Below are 26,241 nucleotides of genomic sequence, written 5' to 3'. Positions count from 1 at the left end.
CTCTGTGTGGACCCGAAGGTCCTCGCTCTTTCGAGCGGTCGCTCACTCTCAGAAAACTGACTGACCAGATCCGAAGACCCAGTCACGTTTTGCTGTGCGAGCACTGTATAACTTGAGAAGCAACACTGTCCGAAGACAGCGGCGTCCGCTACCCAGCGCCCACACTTATCGGTTGTTTGGTTGTTAAAGAACTTCGCCGCCGGCTTTGCCGTTCAGCGCCGCTGCGTTGTCTGCAGCAGAGAAACGAGATTATGCAGAGCTTTCTTCGTTTCGTCAACCGTTTCAGCATCTTTTTTTGCTGCGGTCAGCGCGCCAACTTCGCTGCGCCAACCATCCCGGTCGACCCCGCAACCCTTGCTGCGTCTGCTTTGCAGCGCTGCGTTGTGTTGCGAGGGGGCGAATATTAAGGGACCGCAGCGGGGTTGGCAAGGGGTATTTCGAAAAAAAGCCAACCCACCTGAAAAAGGCACTCCAAGCCACTCCAGCTCTCGGCGGGCGCTACTTATAGAATGGCTGTTCCGGCCCACCGGGCCACTCTTTATAGATGGGGACGTTTGATGACTATCCAAGCGACCTGGCAACCAAGCCAGGGCAACAGCATCTGCCACCTGACCAACGGGACTGCCGAGTGGCAAGCCGACCTGGATGCATCCGCCGGCGGCGACACCCAATACCCGAACCCGCATGACCTGCTGGATTCGGCCCTGGCCGCCTGCACCACGCTGACTTTGCAGCTGTACGCCAAACGCAAGGGCTACGCCATCACCGAAGTCCATGTATCGGTCGGTCATGAAGAGGCCAACGGGACCTACACCATGAACCGGGAGGTCAAGGTCAGCGGCGAGCTCACGCCCCAGATCCTGGATGACCTGCTCCGCGTGGCGAATCGCTGCCCGGTGCACAAGACCTTGTCGGGACAGTTTTCCATCCAGACGTCGATTGCCTGACCCACCCTGGCAAGATCACGCCGCTATTGTCACCTCAAATGATAATCGTTATCATTTGATGACTCAGGCTGTGACACGTCCTGAGTCAGCAAATGGGTTCACCGGACACGGACGTGTCCGGTCTTTTCTTTCCGGCGACCTACCGTCGCGGCGGCCCCGTTCCGGCCGATTCCCTCCTGCCCGATGTCATCGCCCTGACGCACGTGGTGCGATACCGTACCTGGCGTGGACCAGGCGCGTGCCCCACCCGTTCGAGGGGCATCCTGCCCCGGTGTGTTGGCTGGCCCACCAAGGTTTCGTCGCTTTCCGGGCAAACCGGCGCCGTACGCTTTATCTGCCATGCACCGCAGGCTTACCATGAACGGATAGCAGAACAAGTAGAAGGCGCCAACAGAAAGCGCCGATACATCGAAGCGAGCGGGGGGATTCCTTGACCAACTTCATCGAAGCGTATTGCGCGCAGGTTCGGCTTGCGGGCGCAGTCGGCGTGATCGCCAAACCGGTTGTGGTGGCACAGGACGGCACCTACGCCATGCACTACGTGCCCTGCGAATACCTGAACCCCCAGGCACCCCTGGTGCTGGTCAGCACCACGCCCGGCCACGCCCATGTGCGGCTGGCCGCCGCCGTCACCGAAGAACTGATGCGCGCCCATGCACCCGGCCGCGTGATCCAGCGCGAGAACAAGCGGCGCGTCGAACTGGGCGGCAAGCTGGTGCGGCCCAACCTGATCCGCATGCTCGACCACTTCCGGGTGCCCGAACTGGTCGGCCTGCCGCACGCCGCGGCATTGTGGAACGATGGGTTCGAGCGCCTGCAACCGCTTGCCTTGCTGCCGCATGCCACCACGCGGCGCGGTCTGGCGTTCGACGGACCGCTGGAAGAACTGCTGGAGACCCCGATGCTGCGCGAGGTATTCGAAGCGCGGTTCCTGGGCGCCGTGCGCCAGATGCGCACGGATGCGCTGTACATCGCGCTGGGCCGTACCGCCTGGGCAGGGCTGCGGCATGCAGTCAGCCGCCGGCTGCTGGCAAAGCACCAACTGCTGGGGATGATGCCAGTGCCAGCGCGCGCCGGCAGCATGGTGCGCTACTTCCTGCGCGAGATCGCCGCCAGCGACCTGTCGGCCAAGGATCCGGTGCGCCATCGCGTGGCCTGGCTCGATGCCGCCCATGCCGAGCTGGAAGCCAGCGTGCGCAAGCTGCGCGCTGCCATCCGGCCGGACCCGCACACTGCCTACCTGATCGCGTAAGCGATCACTCGCCTCCATGACTGTGCTCGACAGACCCCACCGAAGTGGGGTCTCGGCGATCCATGCTGTGCCGATAACGTCTCCTGAGGCATCTGACACGCCTCGCATTCCCGATTTTTAGCGGCCCCGCGTGGGCCGCGATTTTTTTGGGAATCGCCAAATGGCGTCGCCCGGTCAAGCAGCTACGCCGGTGGCGGCGTCTGCCCCACGCTTCGCCGCAGCGCATCCGATACCTGCGCCATCAGCGCGGCGGCGTCATCGACCGCGCGGCCGCTGGCCAACAATGCCTCGAGCACACTGACGACCTTGCCCGCGTCATAGTGCCGGCCGCTGTCGATGGCCGCTTCGAACGCATTGGCGCGCGCGTTGATCTGCACGGGGCCGGCGCTGACCAGCAGCACCGCATGGGCCAGCACCAGGTGGCGCTGCCCGTCGGCCGTTTGCATGGCCGCGGGTGCGCGCCGCCAGTACTGCGCCGTGCCGGCGATCTTGCGCGCGGCTTCGGGCGGGCCCCAGGCCAGGTTGTAGCGGCCGTCGCAGAAGGAGCCGGCCACCGCCTGCCAGTGCGTGTCGACGCCCAGCGATTGCAGCGCGTCGCCGATGACCTCGCACAAGTGCAGGTAGACCGCGTCGCTGCGCGCGCCCGGCGGCTGTTCCACTGTGTAGGCCAGGCTCAGGTTGAGGATGCCGGGGCCCTGCGGCACCAGCCCGCCGCCGGACATGCGCAGGAATACCGGACATCCCTGCTGCGCGAAGTCGGCGCGCGCGGTTTCCAGCGCGGCATGGCGCAGGTAGGTGCGCGGCACCACCAGCGACAGCGGCGCCTCCCACAGCTGCGCCACCTGCCGGCCTTGTGCCGCGAGGTCGAGCAAGGCCAGCTCATCCTGCAGCGGGTCGCTGCCCGCCTGCCCGGCATGGGCCGCATCAATAAATTCAAACGGCATGGGATGGCACCAACCTCCGGATAGCAACGTGCCGAGTCTAGCAACACTAGGCATTGAGCGCATCGAAGTACGCCAGCGCCTTCGACGCGTACATGGCGCCGGGTCCGCCACCCATCTCGATATTGATGGCCAGCACTTCGGCGAGCTGCTCGCGCGTGGCGCGATGGCGCAGCGCCTGGCTGGTGTGGAACAGCACGCAGTCGTCGCAGCCCTTCTGCACCGCCAGCGCGACGGCAATCAGTTCCTTGACGGCGGCGGGCAGGCTGCCGTCCTGCGTGGCGGCCTTCATCACGCCCTGGAAGGCGCTCATGGCGGCGGGCTGGGCCTGGCCGAGCGCACCGAATTGCCTGTTGATCTCGGTCAGGCGGGTCTTCAGGTCTGTGGTCATGAGGTCTCCTGTCTTGAATTGGAACAAGGCGAGCTGGCCGAGCGGATGGCGCCCTGGGCGGCGCCATCCGCGCGCGGCATCAGCCGCCCAGATGCTTCTTCAGCAGCGCGTTGAAGTCATTGGCCTTCTCCATCTGGCTCATGTGGCCAGCATCGGCAAAGACCTTGACGGTTGCTCCCGGCGGCGCGGCTTCAGCGTGCGCGGCCGGGATGATCTGGTCCTGACCGCCCCACACCACCAGCACGCGCTTGCCGCTGTTGGCCAGCCGCTGGCCAGGCTGCTCGCTCTGGCGGCCGCCGCCGAAGAGTCCCTGCCCCAGCGCCGTCAGCGCCTCGGTGACGCCGTCCAGCCGCTTGTAGCGCAGCAGGTCGTCCAGCATCTGGCGGCTGACCAGCCCCGCGTCGGCGAACAGCAGTTCGACCACGGGCTTGAGCTCGCGCCGGGACTGGGCACTGACGAAGCCTTCGGTATAGCCGCTGTTGACGGCGTCGCCAAAGCCCACCGGCGACACCAGCGCCACCGACAGCACCCGCTGCGGTGCATCCACGGCCAGTTGCGCCGCCACGCCGCCGCCCATCGAATGGCCGACCACATGCGCCGCCTCGATCCCGGTCTCGTCCATGAAGCGCGCTACAAAGCCGGCCATCTGCGCCAGCGTCGTGCCCGCGAGCCGCGGCGACGACTGTCCGTGGCCGGGCAGGTCGAGCGCCACCACGGTGTACGCGTCGGCCAGGGGATCGAGGTTGAACAGCCAGTTGTCCAGGTCTCCGCCAAATCCGTGGATGAAGAGCACGGTTTCGGCGCCGCCACCCTTGCGGGCATAGCGGACCCGGATGCCGTCGACGTCGGCAAACTGGTACGCGGCAGCGGCGTCCTCTTCGCCAGCGTCGTCCGCCGGCGTTTCATAAGCCGCGACATAGTCATCGATTTGCGCATCGCTCACCTCCGCAGGTGCCAGCACGCCCAGCAGCGCCTTCACCGGCAGCACGTCGCCGGCCTGCGCCACCTTGCGGCGCAGCGTGCCGGCGTCGGGCGCCTCCACCGCATTGGCGATCTTATCGGTTTCCACATCCAGGATCGGCAGGCCCACGGTAATCTCGGTGCCTTCGTCGACCAGCCACGCATTGACCGTGCCTTCCTTCATCGACAGGCCCCACTTGGGCATCACGATCGGGATAATCGTGGGGGAAATTTCGGTTGCCATCAGTGCTTGCCTCCCTTCATGGTCTTGCGCGCGGCGGCCGCGATCTGCGCGGCGCTGGGGATGTACAGGTCCTCCAGCGTCGGCGAGAACGGCACCGGCGTGTGCGGCGGGCACACCATCTCGATGCCGGCCTTGAGCGCGCCGAAGGCTTGCTGCGCAACCTGCGCGGAGATATCGGTGGCGATATTGCAGCGCGGGCTGGCCTCGTCCACCACCACCAGGCGGCCGGTGTTCTCGACCGACTCCAGCACCGTGTCCATATCCAGTGGCGAGAGCGTGCGCAGGTCCACGATCTCGGCCTCGATGCCCTCCTTGGCCAGCGTTGCCGCCGCTTCGAGCGCGCGATGCACCATCAACCCGTAGGTGACGATCGACACGTCCTTGCCGTCGCGCACGATATTGGCCTCGCCGAACGGGATCGCGTAGGCGCCTTCGGGCACCTCGCCTTCCAGGCCGTACAGGTTCTTGTGCTCGCAGAAGATCACCGGGTCGTTGTCGCGGATCGCCTGGATCAGCAGGCCCTTGGTGTCGTACGGCGTGGACGGGCACACCACCTTCAGGCCGGGGATATGCGTGAACAGCGGCGTCAGCATCTGGCTGTGCTGCGCGGCTGCGCGAAAGCCCGCGCCGACCATCGCGCGGATCACCACCGGCGTCTCCGCCTTGCCGCCGAACATGTAGCGGAACTTGGCCGCCTGGTTGAAGATCTGGTCGAAGCAAACGCCCATGAAATCGATAAACATCAGCTCGGCGATCGGGCGCATGCCGCAGGCCGCGGCGCCGATGGCGGCGCCCACGTAAGCGGATTCAGACAGCGGCGTGTCCAGCAGCCGGTCGCCGTGCTTGGCGTAAAGGCCCTTGGTCACGCCCAGCACGCCGCCCCAGGCGTCCTTCTCGCCGTCCGCGCCGGCGCCGCCGACGATATCTTCGCCCAGCATGATGACGCTGGGGTCGCGGGTCATTTCCTGGTCGATCGCCTCGTTGATCGCCAGCTTGATGCTCAGTTTGCGAGCCATGGTTTGTCTCCTGATATTGGGTTAGCGCGTGGCGGATCAGTAGCTGACGTAGACGTCGGTGAGCAGGTCTTCGGGACCCGGCTGCGGCGCGGCCTTGGCTTCCTGCACGGCATGCTCGATCAGCGCGGCGACCTCGCGGTCGATGGTGTCGAGTTCTTCGCGAGCGACCACTCCCGCCTGGGTCACGGCGCGGCCAAACAGCTTCAGGCAATCCTTGTTGGCGCGGATGTCGTCGAGTTCGCCGGCGGCGCGGTAGGTCTGCGCATCGCCCTCGAAGTGGCCATAGAAGCGGACCATCTTGCATTCGAGCAGCGACGGCCCGCCGCCTTCGCGCGCGCGCCGGATCACTTCGCCGGCCGCTTCATGGACGGCGAAGAAATCGGTGCCGTCCACCGTCACGCCCGGGATGCCGAAGCCGGCGGCGCGGTCCACGTAGCTGTCCACCGCGGTGCCGTAATCGCGCGAGGTCGATTCGGCATAGCCGTTGTTCTCGATCACGAAGATCACCGGCAGGTTCCAGACCGCGGCCAGGTTCAGGCTTTCCAGGAAAGTGCCCTGGTTGGAGGCGCCGTCGCCGCAGAAGGTGATGCCGACCTCGCCCTTGCCGCGGAACTTGGCAGCCAGCGCGGCGCCGCAGATCAGCGGCGCGCCTGCGCCCAGGATGCCGTTGGCGCCCATCATGCCCTTGGACAGGTCGGCGATATGCATCGAGCCACCCTTGCCATTGCACGAGCCGCCCTTCTTGCCGTAGATCTCCTTCATCATCGCCACCGGATCGACGCCCTTGGCAATGCAATGGCCGTGGCCGCGGTGTGTGCTGGCGATGCGGTCGCCATCGTTCAGGTGGTGCAGAATGCCGACGCCCGCGGCTTCCTCGCCCGCGTATAGATGGACGAAGCCCGGGATGTCGCCGCGCCCGAAGTCCACGTGCAGGCGTTCTTCGAAATCGCGGATGGTGCGCATCTTCCGGTACACCGTCAGCAACGTCTCCTTGTCGAGCGGCAGCGCGGCGGAATCTTGAGAAGCTCTGGCTGTCATGTCTGTCTCCTTCGTTTTCAGGTGTTGCACTTCAAGAAAGGGGAAAAGCGGGCGGACGCGGTGCCCGCGCGTCATCCCACCGCGGCGGGCTGCGGCAGGCTGCGCATCAGGTGGTGGCGCGCGGCATGGCGCATGCAGGCCGCGACGTCGATGCTGCGAAAGGCGTGGTCATGCAGGGTGACCGTGACTTCGTCGTCCGGGCCGAAGGCCAGCTCGCGCTCTCCGTCCAGCGCGACAATGCCGCTGCGCTGGCGCACGCGATGGGGCCGGCCGTGTTCGAGCCGCTGCCAGCCGGCCACCGGCACGGTGCACATCAGGCCGGGTGCGATCGGCGCGCACAGGTCGAATTCGCCTTCGCCGGGCGCGGCCAGTTCGATCGCGAGGCCGCCCTCCTCACGCCGGCCCACCGGCTCCAGCAGCCCGGCGATGGATGACAGGCCGATGGCCTCGGGGTCGGCAAAGGACACGTAGACGGCGGCAAGCGTGTCGGTCTTCCACAGGGCGCGCGCGCCGATGAAGTGCTCGTGCGAGATCACCGCATCCACCAGCGCAATATCGCGGCGAAAGCCGCCGTTGCCGTCACGGATGACGATGTCGAGCCGCTTGTTCGACGCCAGCGCCTGCGCAGGAGGAATGCGGCCCGTGGCATAGAGGCCGGTTGCCAGCCCGATGATGGTGGGCTCGCGCATTTCGGGGTAGGCATTGTTGGTGCCGGTCGACAGGCCCGCGATCGGCACCGCGCCGCACTCGCGCACCACCGCGCGGTGGGTGCCGTCGCCGCCCAGCACGATGATCGCGGCCACGCCCGCATCGGCCATGCAGCGCGCGGCGCGCAGGGTGTCGTCGACGCGCGCGGTGACCGGCATGTCGAGGTAGTCGACCGCGGGCAGGCCCGAGTCCGGCCCCTGCCGGCGTGCCAGGTGCCGCGCCAGCATGACGCGCAGGCCTTCGCGGTCGGGCATCATCAGCACGCGCTCCACGCCGCAGGAGGCCAGCGCGGCCAGCAGGCGCAGCACGATATTGACGCGGTCGGCCAGCTGCAGGCTGTTGGCGTTGGCGATCACACGACGGATGTCGCGCGCGGAAATCGGGTTGGCGATGATGCCGACCACTGGCGCGATCTGCGCGCTGGCGCCTGCTGCGTGCCCCATTGCCTGTCTCCTGTTGTCGTTGTCTTGCCAGGCGTATTTGCAATGGCTGTGCCAGTGCGCGCAGGCAGTGAAAACAGCGGAAACAGGGGTATCAGCGGGTCGGATCCGAGGGATTACCCCGAGACGGCAGGGCAAAAACAACGCTGCGCTGTGACAGGTGTCACAGCGCAGGTGTACAGGGGATGGACAACCGTATCGCAAGGACGGCGCGCGTGCGCCCCGTGCTGCCTGCCGGCTTATGCGTCGGTGGGCTCCGGGCCGCCGTCGCGCCGGTTGGGCGACTGGATGCCGTAGCGCTCCATGCGCCGGTACAGCGTCATGCGGCTGACGCCGATCTGCCGCGCCACGGCGCTCAGGTTCCAGCCGGACGCGCGCAGGTATTGCATCAGCAGCATGCCTTCCGGCGGCAACTGGTGCGGGTCGAACGGTGCGGCAGCGGGTGACTGGGCGGGCCCTGGCTGCGGCAGGGCGGCGGACGGTGCGGGTCCCGCCAGGCTGTCAGGCAGGTCCGGCACATCGATATAGCCGTCGGCGCAGACCGCGCGCGCGTACTCCAGCACGTTGCGCAGTTCGCGCAGGTTGCCAGGCCAGCGGTGGCGGTGCAGCCGCTCGCGTGCCGCGGGCGACAGCGTGATCTCGCCGCCCTCTGCGCTCCCTTCCTGCAGCAGCTTGCGGACCAGCCAGTCCAGGTCGGTACGCGCACGCAGCGGCGGCAGCGTAAAGCGCGCGCCGTTGAGGCGGTAGTACAGGTCCTCGCGGAAGCGCCCGTCGGCCACCAGTTGCTCCAGGCTGTGGTGCGTGGCGGAAATGACCCGCAGCCGCACCGGCACCGGCCGCGCGGCGCCAACAGGCAGCACTTCGCCCTCGGCCAGCACGCGCAGCAGCCGCGACTGCAGCTCGCGCGGCATGTCGCCGATCTCGTCCAGGAACAGCGTGCCGCCGTCGGCCTCCTGGATCAGGCCGCGCTTGCCGCGCGGGCCTGCGCCGGAGAAGCTGTTGGGCAGGTGCCCGAACAATTCGCTTTCAATCAGTGTTTCAGGGATCGCCGCGCAGTTCACCGCTACGAACGGCCCGCCGCGGCGCGCGCTGGCAAGATGCAGCGCCTTGGCCAGGAACTCCTTGCCGCTGCCGGTCTCGCCGTGGATCAGCAGGTTGATCGGCGAATCGACCAGGCGCGCCGCGCGCTGCAACTGCAGCTGCAGCGCGGCATCGCCGCCGGTCAGCGCCGCCAGGGCATCCGGCATCGCCACCTGCGTTTCGGCGGGCGGCGCCTGCCAGCGCAGCGCGGGCGGCAGCACGCTCAGGTACAGCAGGCCGCCGCTGCGGGTCAGCGCCACCAGGCGCTGCTCGCTCGGGCGCGAATAGACATAGTGGCCCAGGTCCTCCAGGCGCGCGTCGAACAGCGTCTCGAACCGCTGGCCCAGCACGGTGGCGCCCGGTGCGCCACCCAGCTCGCCTTCCAGCATCAGCCTGGCGCGGTGGTTATGGCCGACGATGCGGCCCGCCTCGTCCAGCGCCAGCAGGTATTCGGGATTGACGTCGACGAACTCCGGCGCCACGTTCAGCTTCAGGATCCAGTCGCGGCGGTGCGCGCGCAGGAAGTTGGCGTTCTCGATATGCGCGGCGTAGATGCGCACCATCTGCAGCGCCAGCCCCTGGCTGTCCTTGGCCTGCGGCGAGGTCAGCGCGGAGATGTCGAGGATGGCGTGCAGGTTGCCGTGCGTGTCGAACAGCGGCGCGGCGGTGCAGGTCAGTGGGATATGGGTGGCGTCGAAATGGTCGGCCTGGTGCACCGTCAGCGCCTGGCCCGTGGCCAGGGCGGTGCCGACCGCGCAGGTGCCGGCGCCGCTCTCGCTCCACTCGGCGCCCAGGTACAGGCCCGCGTGGCGCAGCGCGGCATCGCTGCGGGCCTCGCCGATATAGTCGACGGTCACGCCCTGCGCATCGGTCAGCAGCACCACATAGCCCAGGCCCGCCACTTGCCCATACAGGCTCTGCAGGCCGTGGCGCGCGATGCGCGCGAAGTCGTCGATGCGTTCCTGGTGTTCGCGCAGGCGCGGCTGCGGCAGGATGCGCGCCTCCTGCATGCGCGACGGATCCAGGCCGTACTGGTGCACGCAGCGGCGCCATGAGTTCTGGATGATGGCGTCGTGCGCGATCCGGTCCGCAAGCACGGCCGGCGGGGCAAGGTATGTGGTGGCCTGGACCACCGTCTCGATGTGCTCGCGTTGCCGCAGGTCCATCGCTGTCTCCTGTCGTCGCTGCCGTCGGCCCCATGTTTCGGATGGGGCGGTGGATCGTGCGAACTGTCGGGCGCGTGCTGCGGGAGCCGCGCCTCTCTCGGTCTCGGGCCTTCTAATGTATCCGAGCGGATCGGCCGGGCGCAAACAGGATTCGCGGCGCGCCGGCGGGCACACGCCGCAAGTGCGGCGCACGCCATACCGGAGCATCGCAGGCGCTCAGAGCGCTGATGAGGTCTTCAGGCTGCGCGCCGCATCGGCAGCGATGGCGAACGAGCGCAGGCGTGCCTGGTGGTCATGGATCTGCCCGGTCAGCATCAGCTCATCCGGGCGCAGGTCATCGACAAAGCGCTGCATGCCGGCACGCACGGCGTCGGGATCGCCCACTACCGAGCACGCCAGCGAGCGGCGGATATGATCGGCCTCGCTCTCGGTCCACAGCGCTTCGATATCGTCCACCGGCGCGCGCAGCTGCCCCGGAGTGCCGCGCACCAGCGCCAGGAACTGCTGCTGCAGCGAGCTGAACAGGCGGCGCGCCTGGTCGCCGGTCTCGGCCGCGAACACGTTCAGGCCCAGCATCACATAGGGCCGGTCCAGCGCTTCGGAGGGCCGGAAGGTGCGCCGGTACAGGTCCACCGCCTGGCGCATGAAGCCCGGCGCAAAGTGCGAGGCAAAGGCGAACGGCAGGCCCATCGCCGCCGCCAGCTGCGCGCTGAACAGGCTCGAACCCAGCAGCCAGATGGGCACCTTGAGCCCGGCGCCGGGCACCGCGCGCAGGCGCTGGCCGGGGCGCACGTCGTCGAAATAGGCCTGCAGTTCTTCCACGTCCTGCGGGAAGGTATCGGCGCTGTCGGCCGACAGGTGGCGGCGCAAGGCGCGCGCGGTGGCCTGGTCGGTGCCGGGCGCGCGGCCCAGGCCCAGGTCGATGCGGCCCGGGTAGAGCGAGGCCAGCGTGCCGAACTGCTCGGCGATCACCAGCGGCGAATGGTTGGGCAGCATCACGCCGCCCGAGCCCACGCGGATGGTCCTGGTGCCGTTGGCGACATAGCCGATCAGCACGGCGGTGGCGGCGCTGGCAATGCCGGGCATGTTGTGATGCTCGGCCAGCCAGTAGCGGTGGTAGCCCAGCCGCTCGGCATGGCGGGCCAGGTCGAGCGAGTTGCGCATGGCCTGGCCGGCATCGCTGCCTTCAGGGATGGGGGCCAGGTCCAGCACGGACCAGGCCACGCCTGCGCCGTTGGGAATAGAGTCGTGATTCATGTGGTGGATGGCGGGCGGCCGATGCCGCACGCGGGCAATGCGTATGGCCCGCTATCTTAGAGACCATGGCGCGATCGTGCTGGCGGCCTGATCGCGGCCCTTCGGGCGGCGTGGGTATCACGGGGGCGCGGGAAGGATTGAGTCGCGCCGCGCTTGCCCGTACCATGCAGCCCGATGCCAAGGAACAAGCGATGACACTCAAGACACTGGACGGTGCGCTGGCCCTGCTGACGCACTTCACCGTGCGCCAGCCGACCTGGGGCGTGCGCGAGCTGGCCAAGCACAGCGGCGTGCACTACGCCGTGGTGCACCGCGTGCTGGCGACGTTTGCCGCCAATGGCTTCCTGGTGCAGGACGCGGCCACCGGCAAGTATTCGCTGGGACTGCGGTTGTTCGAGCTGGGACAGGTGGTGCGCAAGAGCTTCTCGCCCGACGAGATCGTGCGCCCGGTGCTGGAAAAGCTCGCCGCGCAAAGCGGCGAGACCGTGTTCCTGTCGTGGCTCGATGGCCATGAGGGCCTGTGCGTGGGACTGGTGCAGAGCCAGCACCAGCTGCGCTTTTCGATCGAGCTGGGCGAGCGCTTCCCGCTCTATGCGGGCGCGCATGCCAAGGCGATGCTGGCCTTCCAGGACGATGCCTTCCGCGATGAGGTCTACCGCCAGGGGCTGGCGCGCATCGCCCCACACACGACGCTGGACCGCGAGCGCATCGAGCAGCAGCTGGCCGAGGTGCGCGAGCGCGGCTGGGCCCATACGCGCGAGGAAGCCGCCGCCAGCGTGGCCGGCCTGGCGTTGCCGCTGTGGTCGCGCGACCGCAGCGCGGTGGTGGGCTCGGTCGCCATCGCCGGGCCGCAGCAGCGGCTGGACCAAGCCGCGGTACCGCGCCTGCTGGAGGCGCTGCGCGATGCCAGCGGCCGGCTGGAAGACGTCATCGGCTTCGTGCGCTGACGCGCTGTCTCTTCACACCAGCAGCGCCTTGCCCACGGCCCCGCCCAGCACGCGCTGGCCGATCGCATGGCCCAGCGCGCGATAGCTCTCCCATTGCGCCTCATCGAAGAACTGGTCGCCGGTGGCCTCCTGCGGAAACGCGGGATGGGTCGCGCCGTAGTGGCGCACGTCGGCCGGCGCCCATGACACCAGCCGCGGCTTGAGCAGCACGATGCGGCAGGTGCGTGCGCGTGGCGCCCCGCACTCCGGGCCGGTGCGAAAGACGTTGAGCAGCACCGCGCATTTGTCGCCGGTCGGCGCGCCCGGCAGGAAATCATCCGGCACGCCGAAGACACGGCTCAGCACCGGGTGCGTGGTGGCAGCCTCGGTATCGACCACGATCTCCAGCCCGTGGTCGATGCGCACCAGCCGGATCAGGTTGGCCAGGTCGCCGAAGCGGTAGTCGGGGTCGCCCCCGCAATCACACAGCACGATCAGCGAGACATCGCGGCCCGGGCGCAGCAGCTCGTACACGCCGGTGTTGTCGAAATGCCCGCCATCGGACAGGTACTGCCAGCCGCGCCGCGTGCCGTGGAAGCGCGCGCTCAGTTCGCAGCCCAGGTAGTACTGCGTGCGGAAAAGCGCGATGCCCGCGGCCAGCCATGGATGCGCGGCGCGTTCCGGATGGCGCCGCGCGCGGCCCCGGCGCCCGCCTTCGCGCGCGTGGCTGGCCGGATACGACGGCCACCATATGCCCAGACGCAGGTTCGCCAGGCCAAGCAGCATGGATGTGCCCAGCGTGGTCGCGCGCCCCAGCCTGGTGGAGACGGCCGCGCCCGAGATCGCCATCCAATCTCCCACCGTGCGCGATTCGGCCAGTTTGCCCGACGACGGCCATGAAACGTCGGGGCAGCAACCCCGGCCGTCGATGGTAAAGCGCGCGTAGGCGTCCGGCGGGATCGCCGCCGCCACGCCGGACAGCACCACGCAGGGGCCGGGCGCCAGGCACAGCGGCTTGCCCTTGCGGTCGCGCTGCACCAGTTGCTCGGCCGGGTCGACGGTGAGATTCAGCGTGACGTTGATCAGGTGCAGCGGCGCCAGCACGCGCGGATCGTAGTAGGTGTTCAGGCTGAGCTGGTCGCCGGGCACGGGCTCGGCCACGCTGAAGCGGGCGCGCTGGCTGCCGTCGCGGCCGGCACTCGGGTCGGGAGCCGCGAAGCGCTCCCCGTTGGATGCGCCCAGGAACGCGCGCGTGAGCCGCGCCGCGTAGAACGGCTGCAGCGTCGACAGGTTCAGGAAGCCGGAGAAGCGCCCCGCCACCAGCGCCAGCACCAGGCTCACCACAGTGAACGTGGCCAGCGCCGGGCCGGTATAGGCGTTGCCGAACACCAGCCAGTCGACCGGCTCGCGCCCGTCCCAGCGCACCCACAGCACCAGCCACGACCACAGCACGAACAGCAGCAGGGCCAGCACCGCCGCCACCGCGCCCGCCAGCAGCGATACCGGCAGCCGGGCACACAGCGCGCGCCATGGCGTGTCGGTGCTGCCCTGGCGGCCGGCGTCGCGCCAGCGCGAACCGTAGCGCACCAGCCAGACCAGCACGCCCAGCACGGTTGCGGGCAGCGCCGCGCCCCACTGGTGGTGGGCCTGGTGGGCAAACAGGTAAGCGGTGCGTGCGATGGTGTCGGCAATGCCCAGCGCCGCCAGCCACAGGGTCAGCGTCAGCGCGCCACGCAGTGCGCGCGTGGCGCGCACGCGGTAGGCGGCCACGGTGCGCGGCTCGCCCTGCAGCAGCGCCAGGCACCACAGCACACCCAGCAGCATCAGCACGCCCAGCGCGGCAAAGAGCTTGCCGATGACCAGCCCCGGACCGAGCCATTCCGACCAGCGCGCCGCGGCCAGCAGCATCAGGCCCAGCAGCGTGGCGAGCAGCGGCGCGGGGCTCAGGAAGCGGGCCGTCGCCTGCGGATCGTTGGCGCGCGGGTAGATCAGCCAGTAGGCCAGCCCGGGCGGCACCGCGCCAGCCAGCGCGGTGGCCAGCGGCAGCCACAGCAGCGTGCTCCACCAGATCGCGCATTCGCCCTGGTTGAAGGCCTGGCGCGCGTCGTGCAGCAGGTCCATCTCATAGCGCCCCAATCCGTAGGAAACCCCCACCGCGATGTGTTGCCCGAGCGCCAGCACAGCCAGCAGCACCAGCAGCGCGCTGCCGATCACGAAATGCATGGCCAGCCAGTTGCGCACCACCAGCGCGGCGGCATAGAGGTTGTCGCCGGCACCGGTGGGCGACAGGTAGCGGCCGTTCTCGCGCAGCCATGCGACCGCGCCGCGGCCGGGGTCCGCGGCATAGGACACCGAGGTATGGATGCGCCCCGGCGGCTCGCATTGCAGCGTGTGATAGGCGTCGGTGGCGGCCTGGACCGGGCCCGCGCCCCGACGCAGGCGGCCGGGCACGAACAGGCTGACGAAGAAGGCGCCGAGGTAGCCGCCGCCGCTGACGGTGGAGAGGTAGTCGAACTGCGCCAGCAGCGAGGCCAGGCCCGGCACGGTCTGCGCCGCGGCGGCGGCCGCCGGCGTCGCGGCTTCCGGCGCGGGGGCCGGCGCTGCCGCCTTGGCGGGCATCGCGGTGCCCGCCATCGCCTGCATCACGCCCAGGCAGAAGGTGGCGCTGCGGATGCCGCCGCCGGACAGCGCCAGGGCCCAGTTGCGCTGGCCATCGCCGGCGCGCGGCGCAATGCCGAGCTGGCGGCGGCGCTGGGCGATGCGGGTGGCCTCGTCGCCGGATCCGCCGGTTCCGTGGTGTTCCGCGGCCATGCGCGTCCTCCCGGTAACAGTCGGTCTGCGCCAAGTATAGGCGGCGGCGCTCCGCCGTTGCCGCCGCCGTCATTCGCCCGGCGCGGCCAGCCGGCCCCGCGTTAACCCTGATTGTTGAGAGCCGGGCCCAAGCCTAGCATTTCTCTGTATCAGAGACGTTGTCTCTTATATAGAGACACAAACAGTCGACGCAACCACCCGCCATGCTCAAGACCCTGGACGGCGCCCTGGCGCTGTTGACCCACTTCACCGCCCGCCAGCCCAGCTGGGGCGTGCGCGAACTGGCGCGCTACAGCGGCATGCACCACGCCGTGGTGCACCGCGCGCTGGCGACCTTTGCCGCCAACGGCTTCCTGGTGCAGGACGCGCTTGGCCGCTACGGCCTGGGGTTGCGCTGGTTCGAGCTGGGACAAGTGATGCGCAAGACGTTTTCGCCGGCCGAGGTGGTGCAACCGGCGCTGGAAGCGCTGGCGCGCGAATGCGGCGAGACCGTGTTCCTGTCGTGGCTGGACGGTGGCGAGGGCTTGTGCACGGATATCGCCCAGAGCCAGCACCAGCTGCGCTTTTCGATCGAAGTGGGCCAGCGCTTCTCGCTGGACGCGGGCGCGCACGCCAAGGCCATCCTGGCATTCCAGCCGGAAGCGTTCCGGCGCCAGGTAACGGGCGACGCGCCCGAGCCGGAAGCACGGCTGGCGCAGATCCGCGCCGACGGCTGGGCCTACACCTGCGAGGAATCCGCCGCCACGGTGGCTGGGCTGGCGCTGCCGCTGCGCCACCGCGACACCCGGGCAGTGGTGGGATCGCTGGCCATCGCCGGCCCGCTGCAGCGCCTGACGCCTGAGGCTGTGCCGCGCTTGCTGGAGGCGCTGCGCACCGCGCGCAACACCATCGGCCCGGTGGCGGGTTTCATGCGCTGAGCGCGCGCAAGGCATCACACACAACAGACAAAACCAGACAACACTACGGGGAGCAGTGGACAAATGACCATGCCAACACAACTGAACGCGCCGATGACGGCGCAGCCTGCAACACGGACACGCTTCATGGAGCCCTTGCTGCTGCTGGTCTCCGTGGGGCTGTCGGTGTTCGGCGCCATGATCGGGATGCAGCTGATCGTGTCGCTGGGGATCTCGGCCAACACCTCGATCATCGGCGCGCTGATCGCGATCGTGTTCTCGCGCATCCCGCTAGAGATCACGCGGCGCTTCCGCGTGCTGGAGCGGCAGAACCTGGTGCAGACGGCAATCTCGTCGGCCACCTTCGGCGCCGCCAACTCGCTGATGATCCCGATCGGCGTGCCATACGCGATGGGCATGCCGGAACTGGCCACGCCGATGCTGATCGGCGCGGTGATCGCCATGTTCGTTGACGGCGCCATGCTGTACTTCCTCTTCGGCAGCAGGATCTTTCCCGCCACCGGCACCTGGCCGGCCGGCATCGCCACGGCCGAGGCCATCTGGGCCGGCGACCGCGGCGGGCGCAAGGCCGCGTTCCTGGGGCTGGGCATTGCCGTGGGCGTGGGCGGCGCCTGGCTGGGCGTGCCGATGTCCGCGTTCGGCGCGGCCTTCCTGGGCAACCTGGCGGCACTGACCATGTTCGGCATTGGCCTGCTGGTGCGCGGCTATTCGGTGGCGCTGACCGGCATTGACATCGCCAAGGCCTATATCCCGCACGGGCTGATGATCGGCGCGGGCATCGTCGCGCTGTTCCAGGTCGCCAATGAGATCCGCCGCGCGCGCCATGCCCCGGCCGCGGACACGTGCACCATCGAAGTCCCGGCCTCGCGCGCCAGCCGCATCCTGTCGGGCGGCTTCGTGATCTACCTGGCGATTGCGCTGCTGATCTCGGTGCTGGCCGGCCATGTCTCGGACATGTCGCTGGGCATGCTGGTGGTGTTCGTGCTCTATGCCGCCTTTGCCGCCTATGTGCATGAGCTGATCGTCGGCATCGCGGCGATGCATTCGGGCTGGTTCCCGGCCTTCGCGGTAGCGCTGATCACGCTGACCATCGGCATCCTGATCGGCTTCCCGCCGACGGCACTGGCGGTGCTGGTGGGTTTCTCCGCCGCCACCGGCCCGGCCTTTGCCGACATGGGCTACGACCTCAAGACCGGCTACCTGCTGCGCGGCGAAGGCCGCGACATGGAGGCCGAGCTGGCCGGGCGCAAGCAGCAGTTCCTGGCCGCGATGATCGGCTTTGCCGTGGCCGCGATGGTAGTGCTGGTGTTCCACGGCACCTTCTTCGCGCAGAACATGATCCCGCCGGTGGACCGCGTCTACGCGGCCTCGATCAAGGCGGGCTCGTCGGCGGAGATTGCCCGCAACCTGGTGATCTGGGCCATCCCCGGCGCGCTGCTGCAGCTGATCGGCGGCTCCAGGCGCCAGCTTGGCATCCTGCTCTCCACCGGCATGCTGATTGCCTCGCCGCTGGCCGGCTGGGCAGTGCTGGCAGGCCTCGCGATCCGCTTCGTGCTGCAGCGCCTGCGCGGCGACAAGCACGTGGCCGAGATGAGCGCCTTCGCCGGCGGCGTGATTGCCGGCGACGCCCTGTTCAGCTTCTTCGGCTCCGTCACCAAGCTGCGCAAGTAAGTGCGCAACTGAGTCTTACCTCGGGGCGCGGTCGCCGCGTCCCGCCTGCCATTACCCGAGACGTTCCATGGATATCCAAGCCATCCAGGCGATCCGCGCCGACACCCCGCTGACGGCCTCCACCATCTATCTCGACACCGCCGCGGCCTCGTTGCCGCCCGACGCGGTGCTCGATACCGTGCGCAGCTACCTGCTCGATACCGGCCACGTCGGCATCTACCTGCCGGCCTTCCGCAAAGAGACCTACGCGCGCGTGGAAGCGGTGCGCGGCAAGCTGGCCGGACTGCTCAACTGCGCCGCCGACGAAGTCGCCTTCACCAAGAACGCCACCGAGAGCATCTCGATCGTCGCGCGCGGCATCGCCTGGAAGGCCGGTGACGAAGTGCTGGTGGCTGACACCGAGATGCTGAGCAACCTGCTGCCCTGGCGCCGGCTGGAGCAATCGCACGGCATCGTCGTGAAGATGGTCGCGGCCAATGCCGAAGGACTGCTGTCGCCCGCGGCGTTCGAGGCCGCCGTGACCTCGCGCACGCGCCTGCTCACCTTCTCGCACCTGCCCAATTCGACGGGTGCGGTGCAGCCGGCCGCGCAGATCTGCGCGCTGGCGCGCCGCCATGGCGTGCTGTCGCTGGTCAATGCGGCACAGAGCGTGGGCATGCTGCGCTCGGACGTGGCCGAGCTGGACTGCGATTTCCTGGCAGGCTGCGGCCGCAAGGCGCTGCGCGCGACCGAGGGCTCGGGCTTCCTGTATGTGCGCCGCGCGCTGATCGAGCAGGTCGAGCCCGCGCTGGTGGGCTGGTGGAACGGCGCCTATGACCGTGCCACGGGCGCGCTGTCCCTTGTCGCTGGCGCCAGGCGCTTCGAGGCTGGCTGCCCGATCGTGCCGGCGATCCTCGGCATGGGCACCGCCATCGATTACGCCGCCGCCATCGGCATTGACGCCATCGAAGCGCGTGTGCGCGACCTGACCGAGTACGCGGTGGCGAAGTTCTCGTCGACCCCCGGCTTCGAGCTGTACGGCCCGGCCGACGTGGCCAACCGCATCGGCATCGTGCCGTTCAATGTGCGCGGCGTGGACCCGGCGCGCATCGTCGCCGCGCTGGAAACGCAGCAATGCATCATCGAGGCCGGCAACTTCATGGCCGACGCCATCCTGGCGCGCTATGGCGTGTCCACCATGGCGCGCGTCTCGCTGCACTACTTCAACACTCATGAAGAGATCGACCGCGTCGCCGCGCTGATCCGCGCCGCGATCGCCTGATCGCGCATTGAACTTCACCAGACTCTCTCCTGACGGAAACCAAGACATGACCCAACGCATCCTCCTGATGAGCAGCTCGCGCAAGGACAACCTCGGCTACCTCGAGCACGCCGGCGAGCAGATCCACACGCTGCTCAGGCGCGAGCCGCGCAAGGTGCTGTTCGTGCCGTTCGCCGGCGTGACCTTCAGCTTCGACACCTATGAAGGCATGGTCAAGCCGGTGTTCGAGACGCTGGGCTACGCGCTCGAATCGATCCACCACAGCGCCGATCCGCTGCGCGCCGTGGAGCAGGCCGAGGCCATCGCGGTGGGCGGCGGCAACACCTTTGCGCTGCTCAAGCGCATGTACGACGCCGGCATCGTCGACGCAATCCGCGCCAGGGTGCGCGCGGGCACGCCATACGTGGGCTGGAGCGCCGGCAGCAACGTCGCCTGCCCGACCATCCGCACCACCAACGACATGCCCATCGTGCAGCCGCCGTCGCTGCGCGCGCTGGGGCTGGTGCCGTTCCAGATCAACCCGCACTTCATCAGCGGCAAGCCCGCCGGCCACAACGGCGAAAGCCGCGAAGAGCGCCTGGCCGAGTTCCTGCACATCAACGCGCCGGAGCAGGTGTTTGCGCTGCCGGAGGGTTCGGCGCTGTTCTCGGACGGCACCCGCGGCACCGTGCTGGGCGAGCGCCATGCGCTGTGGTTTCCGGCCGAAGGCAAGGTCGAAACGATTCGCGAGGGCGAGATCTTCCCGCTGTCGCAGATCACCGGTCCGGCCGGGATGCAGGACTGGCCGGGATTTGCTGCCTGAGCCGGCGGCACTGCCCTGAGCCGCTGACGCACTGACCCGGGCCGGTCCCGGGCACAACAAAGAGAAAACCGCCCCGCGGGCCGCGCAGTGCCGCCCGCGCGGGCTCCCTTTTGCCTTTTGGAGGAGAAAACAACATGAGCCACACCATTCGCCACGCCGCCCGCCTGGCACTGCCGTTGCTGCTGGGCCTGCCGGCCGCCGCGATGGCGCGGTCCGGGGTGACGCTGTACGGCGTGATCGACACCGCGCTGACCTACCAGACCCATTCGAACCCGGCGGGCGATGCCCAGATCGGGCTGCAGCAGGGCGGCGAAGGCTTCCTGTCGGGCAGCCGCTTCGGCCTGAAGGGCACCGAGGACCTGGGCGGCGGCGTGAAAGCCGGCTTCGTGCTGGAAAACGGCTTCCTGGCCGACACCGGCAGGCTGGACCAGCAGGGCCAGCTGTTCGGGCGCCAGGCCTACGTGAAGATCGGCAACCAGTGGGGCGATCTGGCACTGGGCCGGCAGTACACCACGGCCAACACCATGCTGTATTACGTCGATCCGCTCGGCGTGGGCGCGGCGCCGTCGAACTCCTGGATGGTTTACCTGACCGGCCAGCGCTATGACAATGCCGTCAGCTATACCGGCAACTTCGGCCCGGTGTCCGTCATCGCCGAATACGCGCTGGGCGAAACCCCGGGCAACAGCAAGGCGACCTCGTCGATGTCGCTGGGCCTGAAGTACGCCGCCGGCCCGATCACCGCCATCGGCGACTTCCAGCAGACCCGCGACAGCCAGAGCCGCGCCGCGCGCATCTACATGGCCGGCCTGAAGGCCGCGGTCGGACGCGCCAACCTGTTTGCCAACTACATCTACAGCGACCGCGACGCCGCCTTCGATTCATCGAAGGGCGGCACCGACACGGCCACCATCACCAGCATGTCGACCGCCGCCACGGCCACCAACCGCGCCGCCATCAACTCGGTCTTCGGCAGCAGCCGGCGCGACGACTTCTTCACGCTGGGCGCCAACTACGCCGTCACGGGCAACGTCACGCTGACCGCCAGCATGATGCACAACCGCACCCGCGCCGACAACTTCAGCGGCAACCGCACCACGGCATACGGCGTGGCCGGCTATGCGTTCAGCAAGCGCACCGATGCCTACCTGGCGGTGGCCTATGACTGGGTGCGCGGCGGCTGGTCGGGCCTGTTCGGCAACAACACCACCAACTGGACCGGCGGCAGCGGCAAGCCGCTGGACGGGCGCGACAACCAGACCACGGTCATGGCCGGCCTGCGTCACCAGTTCTGACTTTTCGTAGACGCCATGCCCGCGCCGAGCGGGCATGGCACATCCTTTGGAGAAAGCCATGGCCCTGCAGCAGACGCTGGTCATTCATGAAGCCCTGGACAGCCCGCACGCCAACGGTGCGGTCGTCAGCGAACTGTTCGCGCCCTATGCCGGCGCCGGCGTGAGCGTGGAAGTGACCACGATCCACAACGCCCCGCCCGAGAACACGGCCAACACCACCGACTTCATCACCATCGTGATCCCCGGCACCACGGGCAAGCGTAGCGGCGGCAGTGCGCCGACGCTGGGCGTGATCGGCCGCAACGGCGCGATTGGCGCGCGCCCGGAACTGGTGGGGCTGGTGTCTGACGCCGACGGCCCGATCGGCTGCCTGGCGGTGGCGCTCAAGCTGGCGCAGATGAAGGCGCGCGACGACCACCTGGCGGGCGACGTGATCGTGACCACGCACCTGTCGACCAATGTCTCGATGCAGCCGCACGACCCGGTGCCGTTCATGGGCATGCCGGTCTCGTCCGACACCATGAACGACTACCAGGTGCTGCCGGAGATGGACGCGATCCTGTCGATCGATGCCTCCAAGGGCAACAGCATCATCAAGCACCGCGGCTTTGCGATTTCGCCGACGGCGATGCAGGGCTACATCCTGCGCGTGGCGCCGGACCTGGTGGCGACCATGGAGTCCACCACCGGCTGCCCGGCGGTGACCTTCCCGATCTCGCAGCAGGACATCACGCCGTACCACAACGGCCTGTACCACTTCAACAGCATCATGCAGCCGCACGTGGCCACCCGGGCGCCGGTGGTCGGCGTGGCGGTGACGGCGCAGTCGGTGGTGTCGGGCAGCGCGACCTCGGCCAACCATGAGATCGACATCGCTGAAGCCGTGCGCTTCTGCGTGGAGGTGTCCAAGCGCTTCGGCGCCGGCAAGTGTCAGTTCTTCAATGCCGCCGAATGGGAGAAGATCCGCGCCGTCTACCCGGACCTGTCGGTATTCCAGACCGCGGGCAAGCGCTGAGCGCAGCGCCGGCGGCCTGGCAGGTTCAGGCGGCTTCGGCCGGCCCTGGCTGGTTGGCCGCCTCGGTCGGGGCGGTGCCGCCGTGGCGCCGCTTCCATTCGTCGAAGCCGCCGGCCAGCGCCCAGGTCTTCGGGTAGCCGGCCACGCGCAGGCGCTCGGCCAGCAGCGCGGCGGACAGTTCATTGGGGCAGGCGCAATAGACCACGATGTCGGCCCCGGCGTGCGGCACCCCCAGCGCGTCCAGGCTGTCCAGCGCGCCCTGCATGTCGAGCACCACCGAGCCGGGGATGCGCTCCATCGGCGTGTCGCCGTGGGCGCGCACGTCGATCACCACCGGCAGGCTGCCGGCGAGCCGGCGCGCTTCCAGCTCATCCACCGTCATGCGCGGCACGCGCCGCGTGCGGCGCAGCAGCCGGAAGCGGCGCCACCAGCGCCACGCCAGGAACAGCGCGAACGCCACCAACAGCCCCACCACGGCCATATGCCCGTAGGCGCTGAACGCCTCCAGGATGGCATCGATAAAATCACTGAACACCACGCCGATCAGCAAGGCGCTGCCAGCCCAGACCAGCGCGCCGATGGCGTCATAGAACAGGAACACCGGCAACGGCGTGCCGGTCATGCCCGCCATCGCGGTGGACAAGGCCCCGGCACCGGGCAGCAGCTTGGCGATCACCAGCGAGCGCGGCCCCACGCGCAGGTAGAGCGACTGGGTCTGGCGGATGCACGAGTCCTGCGAAATCGATACCCGGCAGATCGTGCGCAGCATCGGCTGCCCCAGCCGGCGCCCGGCGAAGTACCAGCCGGTATCGGCAATCAGGCAGGCAAAGATCACCGCAGCCAGCACCGCGCCGATCGACGGCCCGGTCTCCTGCATGCCCAGCGCGCCGGCGACGAACAGCATCGGGTAGGCCGGCACCGGCAGCCCGGCCTGCTCGACCAGCACGTTCAGGAACACCAGCATCAGCCCGTGGTTTTCCAGCAAGGCCTGTAACTCTCCCACCATGTTCTCCCCGTCAGTCCAGGATGCCAGTGTGCCAGTCGCCGGGGGCCCGTGCACCGGCAGCTTTGCATGGGTGTTTCAAATTTCCTGAGTGGCAGGCGCGCTGGCAGAAACCACTCCGACTTACGTTGTCCTACAACATTACACGGCTGCCCCACCGGAGCTCCACGGTAGGACGGCCGCGCCATCCATGCTTGAAGTGCCCCAGACGGCATGTTTCTGTCCCTTTTTGCCCGCCGGCAGGGCTTTCCAGCGAAAACGCCGGCCGCATCCCGGTTAACCCCGAATGATCACAAGCCCTATTGCCTTCGCCAGAGCCTTGTCATACGATGACTGATAACTCGGATGATCTGCACCGCCGCAGTCAGCCGCCACTGCCACCCGGGGCCACTGGCCCGCTCAGGATTGCCGCAATGCTCGCACCCAACGAACTCAAGCAAATCGTCTCCGAAGGCCTGCTGTCCTTCCCCATCACCGACTTCGACGCCCAGGGCGACTTCGCGCCGCAGTCCTACGCCGCGCGGCTGGAGTGGCTGGCCCCCTACGGCGCCACCGCGCTGTTCGCTGCGGGCGGCACCGGCGAGTTCTTCTCGCTGACACCGCAGGACTACTCGGCCGTGGTCGACACCGCCGTGCGCACCTGCGCCGGCAAGGTGCCGATCCTGGCCGGCGCCGGCGGCCCGACCCGCACCGCCATCGCCTACGCGCAGGAAGCCCAGCGCCTGGGCGCGGCCGGCGTGCTGTTGCTGCCGCACTACCTGACCGAAGCCAGCCAGGACGGCATCGCCGCCCACGTGGAGCAGGTCTGCAAGTCGGTCGATATCGGCGTGATCGTCTACAACCGCGCCAACTCGAAGCTGGATGCGACGCAACTCGCGCGCCTGGCCGAGCGCTGCCCCAACCTGGTCGGCTTCAAGGACGGCGTGGGCGACATCGAGGCCATGGTCAGCATCCGCCGCAAGCTGGGCGACCGCTTCTCCTACCTCGGCGGCCTGCCCACGGCCGAGGTCTATGCCGCGGCCTACAAGGCGCTGGGCGTGCCGGTGTATTCGTCGGCAGTGTTCAACTTCATCCCCGAGACCGCGATGGACTTCTACCGCGCCATCGCCGCGGATGACCACGACACCGTGGGCCGCCTGCTCGACAACTTCTTCCTGCCCTACCTGGCCATCCGCAACCGCAAGGCCGGCTATGCCGTGAGCATCGTCAAGGCCGGCGCCCGACTGGTCGGCCACGACGGCGGCCCGGTGCGCGCGCCGCTGACCGACCTGACCGGCGAGGAGATGGAGATGCTGGGCGCGCTGATCAACAAGCTCGGCCCGCAGTAAGCGGCAAGCAAGCCGCCCTCGCATTGCATATCGACAGGCCGGCCGCGGGGCACTTGCCCTCCGGCCGGCGTTCCCGTTCCAAACGCTGACAAGGAATCCTTCCATGCACATCACCGGCGACATGCTGATCGGCGCGCAAGCCGTGCGCGGCACCGAAGCCCTGCTGCAGGCCATCAATCCCGCCACCGGCGAAGCCCTGGGCCCTGACTTCCATGGCGGCGGCCAGGCCGAGGTCGAGCGCGCCTGTGCGCTGGCCGAAGCCGCTTTCGACACCTACCGCAACACCACGCCAGAGCAGCGCGCGGCCTTGCTCGAAGCCATCGCCACCGGCATCGAGGCGCTCGGCGACACGCTGATCGAACGCGCCCACCTGGAAAGCGCGCTGCCGGTCGCGCGCCTGCAGGGCGAGCGCGGCCGCACCGCCGGCCAGCTGCGCCTGTTCGCCACCGTGCTGCGCGAAGGCCGCTGGCAGCAGGCCACCTTCGACCCCGCACTGCCCGAGCGCAACCCGCCGCGCCCGGACCTGCGCATGCAGCGCATCGCCATCGGTCCGGTAGCAGTGTTCGGCGCCAGCAACTTCCCGCTGGCGTTCTCCGTGGCCGGCGGCGACACTGCCTCGGCGCTGGCCGCGGGCTGCCCGGTCGTGGTCAAGGCGCACCCGGCGCACCTGGGCACGTCGGAACTGGTGGGGCGCGTGATCCAGCAGGCCGTGCAGGACGCGGGCCTGCCCGAAGGCGTGTTCTCGCTGCTGGTCGGGGCGGGCAATGCCATCGGCACGGCACTGGTCACGCATCCGGCAATCCAGGCGGTGGGCTTCACCGGCTCGCGCGCCGGCGGCCTGGCGCTGATGCAGGCCGCCCAGCGCCGCCCGCAGCCGATCCCGGTGTATGCGGAGATGAGCAGCATCAATCCGGTGTTCCTGCTGCCCGCGGCGCTCGATGCGCGCGGCGAGGACATCGGCCGCCAGCTGGTGGATTCGCTGGTGATGGGCGTCGGCCAGTTCTGTACCAACCCCGGGCTGGTGATCGGCATTGAAGGCCCCGCGCTCGACAAGTTCCGCGCCGCGGCGCTCGGCGCGCTGCAAGGCAAGCCGGCGGCGACCATGCTGACGCCCGGCATCCATGCCGCCTTTGAGCAAGGCGTGGCGCGGCTGTCGTCGCTCGACGGCCTGCAACGCATTGGCGATGGCGTCGACGGCAACGGGGCCAACCAGGCGCGGCCAGTAATGTTCGAGACCACCGCGGCGCAGTTCATGGCGGATCACCGGATGCAGGCCGAGGTGTTCGGGCCGTCGACGGTGCTGGTGGTATGCCGCGATCTCGAAGAGATGCTGGCGGTGGCGCGACAGCTTGAAGGCCAGCTGACGGCGACGATGCAGCTCGACGATGCCGACCACGCGGCCGCGCGGCGCCTGCTGCCGGTGCTGGAACGCAAGGCCGGGCGGGTGCTGTGCAATGGCTATCCGACTGGGGTCGAGGTTGCCTATGCGATGGTGCATGGCGGGCCGTTCCCGGCGACTTCGGATGCGCGTTCGACTTCGGTGGGAGCGACGGCGATTGACCGGTTCTTGCGGCCGGTTTGTTATCAGAACCTGCCGCAGGCGTTGTTGCCGGAAGCGGTGAAGGGTTGATCGCGCAGGCCCCGCAGTGCGCGGGGCTTTTTTCTTATTGGGGGGTCTTCGCTAGATTTGGGAAGCCCTGCTTTGGCTTGTTGCCATGCGGTCGGTTATCGCCCTTGGCAACAACAAAAACACCCCGCAAATCTGCGAAGAA

Annotated in this window: 21 protein-coding genes; 11 read left to right on the top strand and 10 right to left on the bottom strand. The window is 68.6% G+C overall.

Annotated elements, in window-relative coordinates; all coding sequences use genetic code 11:
* Positions 1-557: 557 nt before the first annotated feature.
* A complete protein-coding gene (locus AC3WQZ_RS13420) occupies positions 558-947 on the top strand; it encodes an OsmC family protein (protein WP_010813534.1) in 390 nt (129 codons plus the stop codon).
* 430 nt (positions 948-1,377) lie between these two features.
* The gene (locus AC3WQZ_RS13415) at positions 1,378-2,199 is read left to right on the top strand and encodes a hypothetical protein (protein ID WP_492300707.1); all 822 of its coding nucleotides are present in this window, start codon (positions 1,378-1,380) and stop codon (positions 2,197-2,199) included.
* 182 nt (positions 2,200-2,381) lie between these two features.
* Here AC3WQZ_RS13415 and AC3WQZ_RS13410 read toward each other — a convergent pair whose 3' ends face one another.
* The 8 genes from AC3WQZ_RS13410 to AC3WQZ_RS13375 all read right to left on the bottom strand — a co-directional run bounded on the left by AC3WQZ_RS13410 (position 2,382) and on the right by AC3WQZ_RS13375 (position 11,440).
* On the bottom strand, positions 2,382-3,143 hold the full coding sequence (locus AC3WQZ_RS13410) for a lipoate--protein ligase family protein (RefSeq protein WP_058697763.1): 762 nt from the start codon (positions 3,141-3,143) through the stop codon (positions 2,382-2,384).
* Positions 3,144-3,189: 46 nt separating this feature from the next.
* A complete protein-coding gene (locus tag AC3WQZ_RS13405; protein ID WP_010813531.1) occupies positions 3,190-3,531 on the bottom strand; it encodes a carboxymuconolactone decarboxylase family protein in 342 nt (113 codons plus the stop codon).
* Between the two features lie 79 nt (positions 3,532-3,610).
* Positions 3,611-4,735, bottom strand: a complete 1,125-nt coding sequence (locus AC3WQZ_RS13400) for an acetoin dehydrogenase dihydrolipoyllysine-residue acetyltransferase subunit (RefSeq protein ID WP_010813530.1) — start codon at positions 4,733-4,735, stop codon at positions 3,611-3,613.
* Entirely contained in the window at positions 4,735-5,751 is a 1,017-nt protein-coding gene (locus tag AC3WQZ_RS13395) for an alpha-ketoacid dehydrogenase subunit beta (protein ID WP_010813529.1), read from the bottom strand. Before AC3WQZ_RS13395 ends, AC3WQZ_RS13400 begins: the two co-directional genes overlap by 1 nt.
* Before the next feature lie 36 nt (positions 5,752-5,787).
* Positions 5,788-6,789 carry a thiamine pyrophosphate-dependent dehydrogenase E1 component subunit alpha gene (locus AC3WQZ_RS13390; RefSeq protein ID WP_011616379.1) on the bottom strand — a complete coding sequence of 334 codons (1,002 nt, stop codon included), beginning with the start codon at positions 6,787-6,789 and terminating at the stop codon, positions 5,788-5,790.
* A 71-nt stretch (positions 6,790-6,860) separates the two neighbouring features.
* Positions 6,861-7,940, bottom strand: coding sequence for an ATP-NAD kinase family protein (locus AC3WQZ_RS13385; RefSeq protein ID WP_010813527.1), 1,080 nt, complete (start codon positions 7,938-7,940; stop codon positions 6,861-6,863).
* Between the two features lie 236 nt (positions 7,941-8,176).
* Entirely contained in the window at positions 8,177-10,183 is a 2,007-nt protein-coding gene (locus tag AC3WQZ_RS13380; protein ID WP_010813526.1) for a sigma-54-dependent Fis family transcriptional regulator, read from the bottom strand.
* 216 nt (positions 10,184-10,399) lie between these two features.
* Positions 10,400-11,440, bottom strand: a complete 1,041-nt coding sequence (locus AC3WQZ_RS13375) for an LLM class flavin-dependent oxidoreductase (RefSeq protein WP_010813525.1) — start codon at positions 11,438-11,440, stop codon at positions 10,400-10,402.
* A gap of 191 nt (positions 11,441-11,631) precedes the next feature.
* Here AC3WQZ_RS13375 and AC3WQZ_RS13370 point away from each other — a divergent pair, with 191 nt between their 5' ends.
* Positions 11,632-12,387 carry an IclR family transcriptional regulator gene (locus AC3WQZ_RS13370; RefSeq protein ID WP_037025844.1) on the top strand — a complete coding sequence of 252 codons (756 nt, stop codon included), beginning with the start codon at positions 11,632-11,634 and terminating at the stop codon, positions 12,385-12,387.
* A gap of 12 nt (positions 12,388-12,399) precedes the next feature.
* Here AC3WQZ_RS13370 and AC3WQZ_RS13365 read toward each other — a convergent pair whose 3' ends face one another.
* Entirely contained in the window at positions 12,400-15,177 is a 2,778-nt protein-coding gene (locus AC3WQZ_RS13365; RefSeq protein ID WP_010813523.1) for a hypothetical protein, read from the bottom strand.
* A 203-nt stretch (positions 15,178-15,380) separates the two neighbouring features.
* Here AC3WQZ_RS13365 and AC3WQZ_RS13360 point away from each other — a divergent pair, with 203 nt between their 5' ends.
* The 6 genes from AC3WQZ_RS13360 to AC3WQZ_RS13335 all read left to right on the top strand — a co-directional run bounded on the left by AC3WQZ_RS13360 (position 15,381) and on the right by AC3WQZ_RS13335 (position 22,138).
* Positions 15,381-16,094, top strand: a complete 714-nt coding sequence (locus tag AC3WQZ_RS13360; RefSeq protein WP_010813522.1) for an IclR family transcriptional regulator — start codon at positions 15,381-15,383, stop codon at positions 16,092-16,094.
* Positions 16,095-16,157: 63 nt separating this feature from the next.
* Positions 16,158-17,765 (top strand): OPT/YSL family transporter, encoded by a 1,608-nt coding sequence (locus AC3WQZ_RS13355; protein WP_058697762.1) that lies wholly within the window; start codon positions 16,158-16,160, stop codon positions 17,763-17,765.
* 67 nt (positions 17,766-17,832) lie between these two features.
* Positions 17,833-19,026 (top strand): aminotransferase class V-fold PLP-dependent enzyme, encoded by a 1,194-nt coding sequence (locus AC3WQZ_RS13350; protein ID WP_010813520.1) that lies wholly within the window; start codon positions 17,833-17,835, stop codon positions 19,024-19,026.
* A gap of 46 nt (positions 19,027-19,072) precedes the next feature.
* Entirely contained in the window at positions 19,073-19,828 is a 756-nt protein-coding gene (gene pepE, locus AC3WQZ_RS13345) for a dipeptidase PepE (RefSeq protein ID WP_010813519.1), read from the top strand.
* Positions 19,829-19,962: 134 nt separating this feature from the next.
* The gene (locus AC3WQZ_RS13340; RefSeq protein WP_058697761.1) at positions 19,963-21,123 is read left to right on the top strand and encodes a porin; all 1,161 of its coding nucleotides are present in this window, start codon (positions 19,963-19,965) and stop codon (positions 21,121-21,123) included.
* A 58-nt stretch (positions 21,124-21,181) separates the two neighbouring features.
* Positions 21,182-22,138: a DUF1177 domain-containing protein gene (locus tag AC3WQZ_RS13335; protein ID WP_492296631.1), complete on the top strand. Its 957-nt coding sequence runs from the start codon at positions 21,182-21,184 to the stop codon at positions 22,136-22,138.
* 25 nt (positions 22,139-22,163) lie between these two features.
* On the opposite strand, the gene AC3WQZ_RS13330 is transcribed toward AC3WQZ_RS13335, so the two are convergent.
* Entirely contained in the window at positions 22,164-23,144 is a 981-nt protein-coding gene (locus tag AC3WQZ_RS13330) for a DedA family protein/thiosulfate sulfurtransferase GlpE (protein WP_011616368.1), read from the bottom strand.
* Between the two features lie 410 nt (positions 23,145-23,554).
* Between AC3WQZ_RS13330 and kdgD the strand changes: the two genes are divergently transcribed.
* Together kdgD and AC3WQZ_RS13320 are read left to right on the top strand one after the other, a co-directional pair.
* Positions 23,555-24,469 carry a 5-dehydro-4-deoxyglucarate dehydratase gene (gene kdgD / locus AC3WQZ_RS13325; protein WP_439669584.1) on the top strand — a complete coding sequence of 305 codons (915 nt, stop codon included), beginning with the start codon at positions 23,555-23,557 and terminating at the stop codon, positions 24,467-24,469.
* 103 nt (positions 24,470-24,572) lie between these two features.
* Positions 24,573-26,099 (top strand): aldehyde dehydrogenase (NADP(+)), encoded by a 1,527-nt coding sequence (locus tag AC3WQZ_RS13320; RefSeq protein WP_492300705.1) that lies wholly within the window; start codon positions 24,573-24,575, stop codon positions 26,097-26,099.
* Positions 26,100-26,241: the final 142 nt, after the last annotated feature.

It is taken from the genome of Cupriavidus sp. FW305-26, from assembly GCF_058787975.1.
Note: the sequence above shows the minus strand (reverse complement) of the source record. Positions and strands in the feature narration are given on the sequence as shown.

Bases quoted from the DNA above. Each gene is read 5' to 3' on its own strand.
- AC3WQZ_RS13420 (WP_010813534.1), top strand. From the start codon at position 558: ATGACTATCCAAGCGACCTGGCAACCAAGCCAGGGCAACAGCATCTGC.
- AC3WQZ_RS13410 (WP_058697763.1), bottom strand. From the start codon at position 3,143: ATGCCGTTTGAATTTATTGATGCGGCCCATGCCGGGCAGGCGGGCAGC.
- AC3WQZ_RS13405 (WP_010813531.1), bottom strand. From the start codon at position 3,531: ATGACCACAGACCTGAAGACCCGCCTGACCGAGATCAACAGGCAATTC.
- AC3WQZ_RS13400 (WP_010813530.1), bottom strand. From the start codon at position 4,735: ATGGCAACCGAAATTTCCCCCACGATTATCCCGATCGTGATGCCCAAG.
- AC3WQZ_RS13395 (WP_010813529.1), bottom strand. From the start codon at position 5,751: ATGGCTCGCAAACTGAGCATCAAGCTGGCGATCAACGAGGCGATCGAC.
- AC3WQZ_RS13390 (WP_011616379.1), bottom strand. From the start codon at position 6,789: ATGACAGCCAGAGCTTCTCAAGATTCCGCCGCGCTGCCGCTCGACAAG.
- AC3WQZ_RS13385 (WP_010813527.1), bottom strand. From the start codon at position 7,940: ATGGGGCACGCAGCAGGCGCCAGCGCGCAGATCGCGCCAGTGGTCGGC.
- AC3WQZ_RS13380 (WP_010813526.1), bottom strand. From the start codon at position 10,183: ATGGACCTGCGGCAACGCGAGCACATCGAGACGGTGGTCCAGGCCACC.
- AC3WQZ_RS13375 (WP_010813525.1), bottom strand. From the start codon at position 11,440: ATGAATCACGACTCTATTCCCAACGGCGCAGGCGTGGCCTGGTCCGTG.
- AC3WQZ_RS13370 (WP_037025844.1), top strand. From the start codon at position 11,632: ATGACACTCAAGACACTGGACGGTGCGCTGGCCCTGCTGACGCACTTC.
- AC3WQZ_RS13365 (WP_010813523.1), bottom strand. From the start codon at position 15,177: ATGGCCGCGGAACACCACGGAACCGGCGGATCCGGCGACGAGGCCACC.
- AC3WQZ_RS13360 (WP_010813522.1), top strand. From the start codon at position 15,381: ATGCTCAAGACCCTGGACGGCGCCCTGGCGCTGTTGACCCACTTCACC.
- AC3WQZ_RS13355 (WP_058697762.1), top strand. From the start codon at position 16,158: ATGACCATGCCAACACAACTGAACGCGCCGATGACGGCGCAGCCTGCA.
- AC3WQZ_RS13350 (WP_010813520.1), top strand. From the start codon at position 17,833: ATGGATATCCAAGCCATCCAGGCGATCCGCGCCGACACCCCGCTGACG.
- pepE (WP_010813519.1), top strand. From the start codon at position 19,073: ATGACCCAACGCATCCTCCTGATGAGCAGCTCGCGCAAGGACAACCTC.
- AC3WQZ_RS13340 (WP_058697761.1), top strand. From the start codon at position 19,963: ATGAGCCACACCATTCGCCACGCCGCCCGCCTGGCACTGCCGTTGCTG.
- AC3WQZ_RS13335 (WP_492296631.1), top strand. From the start codon at position 21,182: ATGGCCCTGCAGCAGACGCTGGTCATTCATGAAGCCCTGGACAGCCCG.
- AC3WQZ_RS13330 (WP_011616368.1), bottom strand. From the start codon at position 23,144: ATGGTGGGAGAGTTACAGGCCTTGCTGGAAAACCACGGGCTGATGCTG.
- kdgD (WP_439669584.1), top strand. From the start codon at position 23,555: ATGCTCGCACCCAACGAACTCAAGCAAATCGTCTCCGAAGGCCTGCTG.
- AC3WQZ_RS13320 (WP_492300705.1), top strand. From the start codon at position 24,573: ATGCACATCACCGGCGACATGCTGATCGGCGCGCAAGCCGTGCGCGGC.